The sequence below is a fragment of the Nostoc sp. MG11 genome (genome assembly GCF_014904695.1).
Lineage (GTDB): Bacteria > Cyanobacteriota > Cyanobacteriia > Cyanobacteriales > Nostocaceae > Komarekiella.
On sequence record NZ_JACXXN010000033.1, the window covers coordinates 24,063 to 36,228 of the forward strand.

General features: G+C 40.8%; 12 protein-coding genes and 3 CRISPR repeat arrays (1 of these 15 running past the window's edge). Of the genes, 4 read left to right on the plus strand and 8 right to left on the minus strand.

The genetic code is table 11. The features are described from left to right. Nucleotides 1-73 precede the first annotated feature (73 nt). Both HCR01_RS28445 and xth read right to left on the minus strand, forming a co-directional pair. Complete coding sequence (locus tag HCR01_RS28445) at nucleotides 74-949, minus strand: SDR family oxidoreductase (RefSeq protein WP_193199382.1); 876 nt, start codon at nucleotides 947-949, stop codon at nucleotides 74-76. A 593-nt stretch (nucleotides 950-1,542) separates the two neighbouring features. Next, nucleotides 1,543-2,325 (minus strand): exodeoxyribonuclease III, encoded by a 783-nt coding sequence (xth, locus tag HCR01_RS28450; RefSeq protein ID WP_193199383.1) that lies wholly within the window; start codon nucleotides 2,323-2,325, stop codon nucleotides 1,543-1,545. Between the two features lie 444 nt (nucleotides 2,326-2,769). Between xth and HCR01_RS28455 the strand changes: the two genes are divergently transcribed. The 3 genes from HCR01_RS28455 to HCR01_RS28465 all read left to right on the plus strand — a co-directional run bounded on the left by HCR01_RS28455 (nucleotide 2,770) and on the right by HCR01_RS28465 (nucleotide 5,243). Further along, on the plus strand, nucleotides 2,770-3,840 hold the full coding sequence (locus HCR01_RS28455; RefSeq protein WP_193199384.1) for a glycosyltransferase family 4 protein: 1,071 nt from the start codon (nucleotides 2,770-2,772) through the stop codon (nucleotides 3,838-3,840). A gap of 53 nt (nucleotides 3,841-3,893) precedes the next feature. Continuing rightward, the gene (locus HCR01_RS28460) at nucleotides 3,894-4,085 is read left to right on the plus strand and encodes a hypothetical protein (protein WP_193199385.1); all 192 of its coding nucleotides are present in this window, start codon (nucleotides 3,894-3,896) and stop codon (nucleotides 4,083-4,085) included. A 135-nt stretch (nucleotides 4,086-4,220) separates the two neighbouring features. Next, nucleotides 4,221-5,243: a zinc-dependent alcohol dehydrogenase gene (locus HCR01_RS28465; protein ID WP_193199415.1), complete on the plus strand. Its 1,023-nt coding sequence runs from the start codon at nucleotides 4,221-4,223 to the stop codon at nucleotides 5,241-5,243. 58 nt (nucleotides 5,244-5,301) lie between these two features. Here the strand turns inward: HCR01_RS28465 and HCR01_RS28470 are convergent, their stop codons facing one another. Then, on the minus strand, nucleotides 5,302-5,694 hold the full coding sequence (locus tag HCR01_RS28470) for an ACP S-malonyltransferase (RefSeq protein ID WP_193199386.1): 393 nt from the start codon (nucleotides 5,692-5,694) through the stop codon (nucleotides 5,302-5,304). After that, on the minus strand, nucleotides 5,678-6,064 hold the full coding sequence (locus HCR01_RS28475) for a DUF433 domain-containing protein (RefSeq protein WP_193199387.1): 387 nt from the start codon (nucleotides 6,062-6,064) through the stop codon (nucleotides 5,678-5,680). The genes HCR01_RS28470 and HCR01_RS28475 overlap by 17 nt, the downstream gene beginning before the upstream one ends. 244 nt (nucleotides 6,065-6,308) lie before the next feature. Between HCR01_RS28475 and HCR01_RS28480 the strand changes: the two genes are divergently transcribed. Beyond that, entirely contained in the window at nucleotides 6,309-6,920 is a 612-nt protein-coding gene (locus tag HCR01_RS28480) for a hypothetical protein (protein WP_193199388.1), read from the plus strand. Nucleotides 6,921-6,978: 58 nt separating this feature from the next. Here the strand turns inward: HCR01_RS28480 and HCR01_RS28485 are convergent, their stop codons facing one another. The 4 genes from HCR01_RS28485 to HCR01_RS28500 form a co-directional block, all read right to left on the minus strand. Next, nucleotides 6,979-7,347 (minus strand): Dethiobiotin synthetase, encoded by a 369-nt coding sequence (locus tag HCR01_RS28485; RefSeq protein ID WP_193199389.1) that lies wholly within the window; start codon nucleotides 7,345-7,347, stop codon nucleotides 6,979-6,981. Nucleotides 7,348-7,471: 124 nt separating this feature from the next. After that, the gene (locus HCR01_RS28490; RefSeq protein WP_193199390.1) at nucleotides 7,472-8,095 is read right to left on the minus strand and encodes a Uma2 family endonuclease; all 624 of its coding nucleotides are present in this window, start codon (nucleotides 8,093-8,095) and stop codon (nucleotides 7,472-7,474) included. A gap of 99 nt (nucleotides 8,096-8,194) precedes the next feature. Continuing rightward, nucleotides 8,195-8,509, minus strand: coding sequence for a hypothetical protein (locus tag HCR01_RS28495; protein ID WP_193199391.1), 315 nt, complete (start codon nucleotides 8,507-8,509; stop codon nucleotides 8,195-8,197). Nucleotides 8,510-8,646: 137 nt separating this feature from the next. After that, a CRISPR array of direct repeats spans nucleotides 8,647-9,551; the repeat unit is 37 nt; unit sequence GTTTCAATCCCTAATAGGGATTTTGATTAATTGGAAC. Between the two features lie 264 nt (nucleotides 9,552-9,815). Then, a CRISPR array of direct repeats spans nucleotides 9,816-10,210; the repeat unit is 37 nt; unit sequence GTTTCAATCCCTAATAGGGATTTTGATTAATTGGAAC. Nucleotides 10,211-10,292: 82 nt separating this feature from the next. Beyond that, nucleotides 10,293-11,010 (minus strand): IS1 family transposase gene (locus HCR01_RS28500; RefSeq protein ID WP_193199392.1). Its coding sequence is split into 2 segments (ribosomal slippage): nucleotides 10,293-10,689 and nucleotides 10,688-11,010, totalling 720 coding nucleotides; the frame shifts between segments, so codons are not numbered across the junction. Between the two features lie 99 nt (nucleotides 11,011-11,109). Next, nucleotides 11,110-12,166: direct repeats of the CRISPR family, unit length 37 nt; unit sequence GTTTCAATCCCTAATAGGGATTTTGATTAATTGGAAC (it continues 142 nt past the right edge of the window).

Below are 12,166 nucleotides of genomic sequence, written 5' to 3' on the forward strand. Positions count from 1 at the left end.
ATTGGGTATTGGGTAAGGGGGAAAAGGATAGTTTTTCCTTTTCCCCTTTTCCCCTTCTTAAGAGTCCCAGTCCCTAAACTGCTAGATAGCGACGCAAAAAACTTTCTAAAGTCTCCAATTGAAAGTTGAAAATCGCCTCTAAATTGGCAATTTCTTCTTTTGTACAGAAAAATTCATTTGCGAGCAATGTCCGATAGGTTCCCAAAGCTGTTTGTCCTTGAGGATTAAATAGACCCAATGCACTCCGTAACCCATCAATCACAAATAATGGCGAGTTAATTACTACTGGTTCTTTGTTGAAGATCCGACCAAAAATTTGGGGAATATCTTCTCGTAATAAAATCTCCGGGCCTCCGACGGGTAAAATCTGGTTACGAGCGCCTTCAGCTGTTACAGAGTCTACTACTATCCTTGCTAAATCGTCGGTACTAACAATTGAAGTCCGGTTTTTGCGATCGCCAATGAGTAAATACAATTCAGTTTCGCGAAACCGTTCCGCTAATGGCAACAAGTTTGATGCTAATCCAGCTGGGCGTAAAATAGTGTAATTTAAGCCACTACCTTCCAAGTATTGCTCTACCGCTCGTTTGGCTTTGAATGTCGGAGCATCTTCATATCCTCGGTCAGCTCCCAATACAGAAATAAAGACAAAGTGCTCTACTGCATTAACTTTTGCTTGGTCAATGAGTTCAATATTGGCGCGGTAGTCCAAAGATAAAGCATCGCCATCAGAACCGTGAGCGCTGATAATACACCGAACGCCTTGACTAGCTTTTTGGATATCTTTTTCCAGGCGTAAATCACCGATAAAGATTTCTGCACCCCGATGTTCTAACTCGCTGTAGCGCGAGGTGAGGCGGACAAATGACCGCACGGATTGCTCTCGTTGACGTAGGAGTCGCACAACTCTGCGACCAATTCCTCCTGTTGCTCCAGTTACCAGAAACATATAAATACCTAAATTCAATACTTTCAGCTTTTATAGTTCTCGAAATACTTGGTCTATGCTCAATTTATCAATTCTTGAACATGAAAGATGAGCATATTTTTATACTTAGTAATCATGCTCAAGATATCCTCACGCCAACGCAGGCGAATTAAGTCACACTTTATCCATCTTAATACTCCAAAAACTATCCCCCACATCTTTGTAGATGCAGGGGATAGCGTAATCAGGTTAGTTTTATGGGTTTAACAGGTCAATAGCTTGTTCAAGGGACATCTTAGCCTTGTGCAAGTTCAAGCCTGGAAATTCATTCCTGGGCTGCATAGCGAAAGTCTTCTACAGAAGACTGAGGCAAGGTTTTAGTCTATTTTTATAGGCTGAAATCCATGCCCACAGTAGAGACGTTGCATTGCAACGTCTCTACATGGTCTATCTGTCAGATTCTTTTTTTAAATTGGTATTACACATTTGATAATTACTTCGCATTTCCTACACGTCCGCCTCAGAATTAATTCTGCGGCTCATACCAAAACTCAGCTAAAGCTGACTGAAATTGTTGTTTTCACAATTCGTAATTGCGAATTGTTTGGTCATATCTAAAATTCAACAATTACCGGCACATGGTCGCTGGGTTGGGTTAATTTTCTGGGTGCGACATCAATAATGCAACTTTTGGCCCGCTCGTAAAGCACAGGTGTAAGATAGTGGTGGTCAATCCGCCAACCTAAGTTGCGACGAAAGGCCGCAGCGCGATAGTCCCACCAACTATAGTGTCCACCTTCTGTTGTGAATTTACGAAAGACATCGGCAAATCCTAGGGTAAGAATATCCCGTAAAGCTTGGCGCTCTAGTTCGGACGCCATAATGTGATTGTTTGTACTAACTTGCTCGTGAATATCTTTGGCTTCCAAAGCGATGTTGAAGTCGCCGCATACACAAATAGCAGGTTGTGATAGCAAGAGCAACTGCAAATACTCTCGCAGCACTTTCAACCAGCGCAGTTTGTATTCGTATTTCTCAGTTCCTACGGCTGCGCCATTGGGAACATATAAATTCACAATCCGAATCTCATCAATTACGCCTGTAATCACCCGTTTTTGCTCATCCCATTCGGGCTGTAGTTCTGGCAGAAACGCTGTGAACCCATTACTTACATCTACGAGCGGTTGGCGGCTAATTAGGGCTACGCCGTTATAAGATTTTTGTCCCGATAAGTAAAGATGATAACCTAATTGCTCAAAAGGCGATCGCGGAAATTCGGCATCTAGAACCTTGATTTCTTGTAAGCAGAGGACATCAACGGGATTTTTACTTAACCAATCGATCACCTGTTCTAGGCGAATGCGAATCGAGTTGACGTTCCAAGTAGCGATTTTCATTAGTTATTTAACAGTATTGAGTTGAATTTGAATTAAGAATTATGTAAATTATGCACGTTTATTTAACATTAATAATTCCTTTCTTCATTTTCCTATTTCGCCTAAAAGAGGCTTTGTTGAATTGATCCCATCTAATTATTTAGTATTTTCAGCTACAAAATATGCAATTTTGTAAGTTTTGCTACAAAATCTTTCAGAAAGTTATGATCCCCAAGATAGATGAAGTTAGTAAATGATCAGCTGTAGCTTAGAAGTGTAGTTAAGTATTGCTCACAAGTCTGAATTTGTCGGTGGCGAATTGGCGGTACGGTTAACCGAATATTGCGCTTTTAGCAATCAATTAGGTTAATTTAAATGTCAGAAGAGTAAGTACAAATGCTCTGCCTCATAAAATGTAATTCATTACTATTGAGGACAATTTCACCGACTAAATCAAAACCACTTATGAAAATCGCTCAAGTTGCCCCCTTATGGGAAAGAGTTCCCCCTCCTAGTTATGGAGGAATTGAATTGGTAGTAAGTCGCTTAACCGATGAACTAGTTCGTCGTGGTCATGAGGTAACTTTGTTTGCCTCTGGCGATTCTCAAACTCTGGCTCGTTTAGAAGCAGTTTGTCCGCGTCCATTGCGCTTAGACCCCAGTGTCAAAGAGTATGAAGTATACGAAATGCTAGAACTAAGCCAAGTTTACCAACAGGCTACCCAATTCGATATTATCCATTCTCATGTAGGGATTTCGGCATTACCTTTAGCGAGTTTAGTAACAACAACCCCGACTGTGCATACTCTGCATGGCAATTTTACAAAAGATAACCGTAACGCCTTTAGCTACTACCAAAAACAACCATACGTCAGCATTAGTAACGCGCAGCGTCAACTTAATCTCAACTATGTTGCTACGGTTTATAACGGGATTGATCTCGAAGATTACAAGTTTGTCGCCGAAGCGGAAGAACAACCATATTTAGCATTTTTGGGACGCTTTTCACCAGAAAAGGGCCCACAACATGCGATCGCCATTGCTAAGCAGACTGGTTGGCGCTTGAAGATGGCAGGAAAAGTTGATGTAGTAGACTCTAGGTTTTTTGAACAAGAGATTGCCCCCCATATTGATGGTCAGCAAATTGAATATTTAGGCGAAATCAACCACGCCGAAAAAACTGAACTTCTGGGCAATGCTGCAATAACTCTTTTTCCAATTACTTGGCAAGAACCTTTTGGTTTAGTCATGACTGAATCAATGGCAACTGGTACACCAGTGATTGCCATGAATTTAGGTTCTGTACCGGAAGTAATTACTCATGGCGAAACAGGTTTTGTCTGTCAAAGCTATGAAGAAATAGCGGACATGATTCCACTAGCTTTGGAATTAAACCGCCAAACCTGTCGAGAATATGTAGAAAACAATTTTAGTGTTAGCCAAATGGTTAACGGTTATGAAGCTGTCTACAGACAAATTATCAAAGACCGCATAAAATCGAATGGCCGCATTCATGCAGCCAAAATTCAGTTTTAATCAACAACTTTTTTTATCCATCTAAAACAACTTTTTTTAAGGAGGACATTGGTATGAGTATGAGAGCCAACAGCTGCCCGTGTTGCGGTGGTTCCCTCCTGCGTCATGTTCGTCATGGTGAACTGTATTGGTTTTGCCAGTCGTGCAGACAAGAAGTACCGCTGTTAACTGTGACTCGTCTGCCTAATCCTAATGTGGAAACCCGAAGCACGGGCGTGCTGCCGCAGCCAGCGGTAAATTCTTAGGATTTCAAAATTGTAGGATAAATTACAACTTAATTTAATTACCTACTTTTTAGAATCCAAAAGCGATTTAATTTTAGCCTATCAATTAACTCCAACTGGTAAAATCAGGTGGATCTAGTTGATAGGTTAAAAGCTTTGTTAGCAGCGTTGCTTTATGGGCAAGAAGATTTACGTCTAGAAGAAGTTGCTGACCCTACTCCGGCGACTGGCGAGGTGGTAATTAAAGTAGGAGCTGCAACAACTTGCGGCACCGATTTGAAAGTCTGGCGTCGTGGTGGTCATGCGAAGATGCTGAAACCACCAACGCTGTTTGGTCATGAAGCTGCTGGAAAAATTGTAGCAGTGGGTGCTGGTGTCACAGATTGGCAAGTGGGCGATCGCGTCGTTGCTAATAATTCTGCTCCGTGCATGAATTGCTTTTTTTGTCAACGTCAAGAGTATTCGTTATGTCCGAATTTGACATGGAATAATGGAACTTTTGCTAAATACTTGAAAATTCCTGCAACTATAGTGCAGCATAATTTGTTGCAGGTTCCCGATGAGTTGCCTTGGGAATTGGCAGCTATGACCGAACCTTTAGCTTGTGTGTTGCATGGGGTAGCACGTTCCAACGTCAAAGCCAAAGATAAAGTAGTCGTCTTGGGAGATGGGGCGATCGGGCTGATGTTTGTGGCGGCGTTGAGTAGGAAAGCTGAGGTTTTACTGTGGGGAGGTAACGACCAGAGGCTAGAAATTGGTAAGAAGCTAGGTGCAGCCCAGACCTTTAATTATCATCAAAGCTCAGATATTCCCGGTGTCGTGAAAGAACTCACACAGGGATGGGGTGCAGATGTAGTGATTGAAGCTACTGGCGTACCAAGCGTTTGGGAAACTGCGATCGCCTGCGCTCGTCCTGGTGCAACTGTGAATTTATTCGGTGGATGTCCACGAGATACCACGATTACCGTCAACACAGAACAGCTACACTACAGTGAAATTACGCTAAAAGGGGTGTTTCATAACACACCGGAGTATGTGCGAGCAGCACTTTCACTGATAGCCAGTCGCAAAATTCCCTTTGAATTACTCATGAGCGAACAGCGATCGTTAAAGGATTTAGAACAGGTATTTTATGACATGAAGGCGCGTAAAGTAATTAAGGTAGCGATGATTCCTTAGTTGTTTGCAGGGTACAGCAGATGATCTGGCTCTAGCCAAACAATTAGAACCAATAGCCTCATGGAATGAAAAGCCTACCTACTCCCAAGTAATTGTCAATGTAAAGTATGATATCAACGAGACAAGCACTGCATTGCTCTCGATACTCTAGTTCAATGAGTCGGTCTAAACTACCAATTGTGATTACAGGCAGTGATGTAGAGATGCCTTCCTCACGGATTGTTAGTTCTAGCGAATCTTTCCCTTTTGCGTTCCGATTGGCAGTCAGCAAGAGCATTCGGTTTTCTTGAGCAAACCGCCAGATTAAACGGTCACTAGCATCAACTGCTAAATCAACCTCTTCAAACATCACAAAACTAATAGGCAGTAGATCAAACCAGCCTTCAGAAGACAGAGTTCCTTGTAGCAGAACAATGTAACCTCTCAGATTATGATCAACTAGAACGATCATGTGCTAACCCAAGCTTCGATTTCCAAGCTTGAAGTTTAGCATGAACCGCTTCCTGTCCTGGTTTCGGGGGTAGTTTTTCAATGGATGCCAGGCGTTCACGATTTCGGGCATCCCAATATTGACGAATTTCTTCTCTAGTTTGCAAAACAGTTTGATACTCTGCTTCTACCTCAGTACGATTGTTATCAATGTACGACAGTACTACATTAAGTTGATCTTCTGTCAACGGGAGCCAATTCAGGATTAACTTCGGTGTCCATCCTGCCGCAAGATGATCCATAACATCGTAAATTGTGGTGCGGGTACTTGCGATGGTCAGTCCGCGCTCTGTACGAATGATAACGGCTTGCCCATTTGAAACCGAAGCCATGTTCGTAGCCTCTGAGATATTCATCTCTATAGTACTTCATGGAAAAAACAAGGCGATCAGAGTTCCCAGGCTTGTTCGCTCTTTGCGTTTCCGTACCCCTACGCAAAAGCCAAGCTACGCGTAGCGTCTTCCATAGGAGAAGGGTAGCGAGTGATGTTTGACGCTTGAAGTAATCTTCTTGAAAAACGGGAAAACTATGGTTACTCCCTGATGGGGAGTTGTTATGTAAATCCCGAATCGGAAAATGCTCAAAAAATCTCTGCTTAACTTTTTGATTTTGCCTTTTTCTTTAGTTCCCTGGCTGTGCGTGGGAATGCTTGTTGATTCCAAAGCTAATGCTTTACCAGGCCAAAGTACAGAGGAAGTGAGTACGTGGATTAAAGCACATCCTACGCTTCGTCCTGGCATTGGTGAACGATTGTTTGTCCAAAAGAGTGATACAGCCGCTCAGAGATTCACTTTTCTCGCATCGGTATTGCCTCCCGGTAAAGTGGCATTTACCCAAGACCGTGGCAGAATCCGCACTGAGCGTATTACTATGTATGATGCCATTAACGGCATGTCAGTTGCTCGGCTCCAAGAATCTTTGCGGGTGATTTATAGTTTGGATATTTATCAAGACTACGATCGCGCTCAAGTCGTGTACCAATATCCCAACCAGAGTACAGTTAACTCAGCACGTCATGCCAAAACTCCCATCAGAGAAGCTTTACAGGGAGAATTGCGAGTAGGCGATCGCTACGTCTACTGGGTGGAAATTGCCCAACCCAAAGCACGAAAAGCTTTCACAGGTCAAATGACGATTTTGCTCAAAACTGATTTGGACAAGTTGCAAGCAGAACTGCAAACTCGTTAATCCGATAAACAATGAAGGATGAAACCTGAAAATTTGGAAATTTCATCTTTCATACTTCCTAAAGCCTCCCCAACCCCACAGGAGCTAGGGTTTGCCACGTACCAGAAAAGATACTTTCAGATGCCAAGGAAATTCTCAGCAAGTCTTCCTTTAACAGTGGCGGCCAATCAATCCCAGCTTTGCGCCCGGCGGCAAATAGCTGTTGAGGCTTAATGCCTAACTGATAAAGGGTCAAAGCCAGTTCTCGGTCTAGACTGGGGGCATCTTTGAGGGCTTCAAACACCACTTTTAATGCCAACAAAATTGAGGTGATCTGACCGGGTACTGGGGGTTTTCCCTGCTTCATACGCGTTAACAGAGCATCTGGGTTTTCCTCAGTTGCGATCGTCTGGTCAATGAGGATTTTGCGAGCTGTTTCGTAGTTCATTTCTCAAGCGTAACCCAGATTATGGTACATAGGGATGGTGTTGACTGCTACTATTGTGTCGGCCATGGATTCTGGTAAAAACGCTACATCATCATACCCTCATCTCCAAGGCGATCGCTCTTATTCAGCTTGCTAAAAAGTTTCTCAACCACCTAATCGCCTCACTTATTGTCTGCTCATTTGCGATTTGGAGACACTGCTGTACAATTTTTGAAACGTTAGGAAAGTAGCTACTTTCTGTAACTACATAATTTTCGCCTTGCAATCTATAAATTAATAACTGGTTATTTTTTAGCAGCCAAACCTCTGGCACTCGATAAGGTAAATAATCATTTATATCTGTATAACTAGTAACATCTACTTCAATTGCCAAATCAGGCGGAGGGTCGTTTTGCCAGTCAATGCGGTTCTTGCCTTGAACTTGCGGCCAATTTTCAATGTAAAAACAATAGTCAGGTTCAACACTGCTGGCTTCGCTCATGCTCATGGTGATGGGTGTAAATGAGTCGTACAAGCGGTTTAAATGGTCAAGTAAGGTTATTACTATCAGTGCAAGTAAACTTGTCTTTTTCCAATGTTCAAGCAAAGGAGCCATTAATAAAATCTCTCCTGGCCGATATTTAACACGAGGTACGGTGCGATCGCCCAACTGCAAGAGCAGTCTTTGGTAGTCTTGCCAGTTTCCCAGGAGTTTCAAGACAGCGCCAGGAGGCAACTCGATTTTTTCTGGTGTAATTACGGTATCCATCTATATTTCGCGCCTATCCTACACTCTTGCATCCATAAATCTGATTTTAGCCCCAAAGATTGTTTCAATCTCTAATACGGATTTTGATTAATTGGAACTTTAGCCATGTGTGTTTTCCAATGGATCTACTCGACCAATGCCCAACTCAAGCAATTTTTTTTTTACCCCACCATGGTCAACGCAGTAATAGTATTTTTTATCCCGAATGTTTGCTAGGTAATATCCTGACTTGCCTCCATTAATTCGGAACAATTCAATTACTACTTGTCCTTCAGTAACGCCATAAAGTGTATTAATATCTTCATGATTTATTGTGCTGGTTGCTACGAAGGTTTCAAGATTTTTGATAAACCAACGCCCAGATCTGCATTCAAATATGCGAAAGTAGCTTGGGTAGATAATAGTAATATCCATAGGATAAAATTTGATAAAGTAAGTAAAGCCCCTACCCCAATAGGAGCCTTAAGTTAATTGTTTTAATCCCTAATAGGATTTTGATTAATTGGAACTTGGAGTGGAAACATTGGTAATGATGTGGTCACGAATGCCATGTTTCAATCCCTAATAGGGATTTTGATTAATTGGAACTCTTCGTTGTACTTGCTGCCGCTCCCTTTCTTTCTTCCTGGTTTCAATCCCTAATAGGGATTTTGATTAATTGGAACTTTTTTACTTTTCCTTGTTTTGGTTGGTAGATGATGTTTCAATCCCTAATAGGGATTTTGATTAATTGGAACTCCCCCGTTACCCTGTCTACTATCGTTTTTGCACGTTTCAATCCCTAATAGGGATTTTGATTAATTGGAACATCTGGATAACCCAACATGCCAGGAAAAACCATTTGTTTCAATCCCTAATAGGGATTTTGATTAATTGGAACTCTATCAAATGGTAATCCTCCTACCCAAGTTACAAGTTTCAATCCCTAATAGGGATTTTGATTAATTGGAACATTTCTTTAGCTTCGCCTTCCTGCTCGTATGGCTCTGTTTCAATCCCTAATAGGAATTTTGATTAATTGGAACATGTTTCAGATAATTTTGATGCCCAAAATTACAACGTTTCAATCCCTAATAGGGATTTTGATTAATTGGAACTTTATCACGAGCGGCGCTATTGCTTGGATGAGGCGTTTCAATCCCTAATAGGGATTTTGATTAATTGGAACCAAGCAAGAGAGCAACAAGCACAACAGCTAAACCGTTTCAATCCCTAATAGGGATTTTGATTAATTGGAACTACTCTATCTATACCAATTGATTTACCAGCAGGTGTTTCAATCCCTAATAGGGATTTTGATTAATTGGAACTCGAGTTTCAGATCGCCGATGAAGTTAAAGTAGACGTTTCAATCCCTAATAGGGATTTTGATTAATTGGAACAGTCTTTTATTGCTTCTCGTAGCTGGCGTGTTGCTTGTTTCAATCCCTAATAGGGATTTTGATTAATTGGAACGGTGCTATATATTAGAAGTATGGAAGGGAGAACAAGCAGGGCGGCCGCATCATGTCAATAAATAAAGTATATTCTCAATAGAGTTAAAACTAATGTCATTAAGTCTTGCTTATTGCTAAAAATTTAGGCGTAGGCGCAGCCCGTCGCAGACATCGCTTTGGGGCTTAAAAAATAATCAAACGCGAAATCCTGATTTTTTCGTTGTTTCTTAACCTTCGTTGTGATCAAGAGTAATTTAGATGCGTTTGCCCTGGGAGGGCAAGGGGTTTCAATCCCTAATAGGGATTTTGATTAATTGGAACTTTAGCAATCCTTGATTTAAAGAAATTTTTAAATGTTTCAATCCCTAATAGGGATTTTGATTAATTGGAACTCCAGATACAGATGATGATGGAATTCCAGATATTGTTTCAATCCCTAATAGGGATTTTGATTAATTGGAACTAATTTTGCGATTGGTGTATTTTCTCAAACAAATGTTTCAATCCCTAATAGGGATTTTGATTAATTGGAACTAAAGGGGTTAGATATGATGCCGGATTATTCGATGGTTTCAATCCCTAATAGGGATTTTGATTAATTGGAACTCATCATGAAAACAGTAATCTTCTCCAATCTTTTTGTTTCAATCCCTAATAGGGATTTTGATTAATTGGAACATGGTAGCCAAAGCGCGTAGAAAGATTCGATCCAAGTTTCAATCCCTAATAGGGATTTTGGCGTTGCTGAATCAAGATATGAATCAGGCGAGCGCTGCAACCATACGAGTGGTACACATCTTGACTGGCAGTGAACCATACTTAAGATAATGTATTAGCAATCGAATAGAAAATTTCAGCATTTGTTCTGTCTTGGAGCAACAGAAAGTTTTACGATGTAGTCGAGCAAGATAATGACGAAAATGACTGTTTTCTCCTTCAACCCTAGTCATATAGGTTTTACTAACAAGATGGTCTTCGTCGCTAATAAAACAAGGATAAACTGGGTAACCATCTGTAACATAAAGATAAGAATGCCAACAGCTTACAGTCTGCCACAAAAGCTTAAAAGTGTCGGAACTGCGATTCCCCAAAATCCAAGCCATAACACCGGGAATGTGCTTATTCACTGCTGTCCACAACCAAATTTTGTTTTTTTTTACCAATAAATGTTTCCAACTCATCAATTTGGGTAATCTCTGGTATTTCATCCTGTTCGGGTGTATCAGGTAAAGTATTACCAAGCTCTTTTACCCAATTGATGACAGTCGTATGATGCACTTTTTTCACCCGTTCTATTGTACGAAAGCCAGAACCATTTACGTACATCTCTAAACATTCGCGCTTAATTTCTTGTGAGTAACCTTTCGGTTCATAGAAATCAATAAACTGACGGCTACATTTTACACAAATGTAATTTTGTTTACCTCGCTGTTTGCCATTTTTGTGAATATGAGTTGATCTACATCTTGGACATTTCATAGCGATCGCACTAATTCATATTTCTATTCTGCAACGCCGGGATTTTGATTAATTGGAACTGCGGCGACGACGACATAAAGTCGGGAAGCGAACAGGTAAGTTTCAATCCCTAATAGGGATTTTGATTAATTGGAACCCAACAGAGAAGCCCATTGGGACGGATGAATTAATTGCAGGTTTCAATCCCTAATAGGGATTTTGATTAATTGGAACCGTGCCATCCGCCAATATCACGCTGCCACCTTGAAGTTTCAATCCCTAATAGGGATTTTGATTAATTGGAACCTAGATAGTAGTGTTGTCAAAAATGCTGCATTCAGTTCAATCCCTAATAGGGATTTTGATTAATTGGAACCCAAAGTGTCACTGGTGACAGTACCAAAGTGGGTGTTTCAATCCCTAATAGGGATTTTGATTAATTGGAACGGGGGATGAAAGTACTTTTCCCGTTTTTGGTACGGTTGTTTCAATCCCTAATAGGGATTTTGATTAATTGGAACGAGAGAAAAGCTACTAAGGGGGGAAGAATTAAACTGAGGTTTCAATCCCTAATAGGGATTTTGATTAATTGGAACCTGACTAGAAACAGCTTTTTCCCATTTATCAGGGTTCCATGTTTCAATCCCTAATAGGGATTTTGATTAATTGGAACCATCTGGGGTAAGACTCGTCAGGTCTGTGAAGCTGTTTCAATCCCTAATAGGGATTTTGATTAATTGGAACTATCTTTGCAAAAATATGGAATTAAGAATACAAGTTTCAATCCCTAATAGGGATTTTGATTAATTGGAACTTTGCTTGGACAGTTTGATGATTTCACATGATCGGTTTCAATCCCTAATAGGGATTTTGATTAATTGGAACTTGTGTGTTTTGTGTAGACCAGTATCAGTTCTACTTATGAGTTTCAATCCCTAATAGGGATTTTGATTAATTGGAACCCAGACTGTTGTTCTGTAAGGGTCTCCAAACTTGTTTCAATCCCTAATAGGGATTTTGATTAATTGGAACATTTAGGATTTGGGACGATCGCTGCCATTAATGGTTTCAATCCCTAATAGGGATTTTGATTAATTGGAACTCTAAATTTAGCCAAGTCCCATACAAAGAGAGAGTTTCAATCCCTAATAGGGATTTTGATTAATTGGAACCTTTG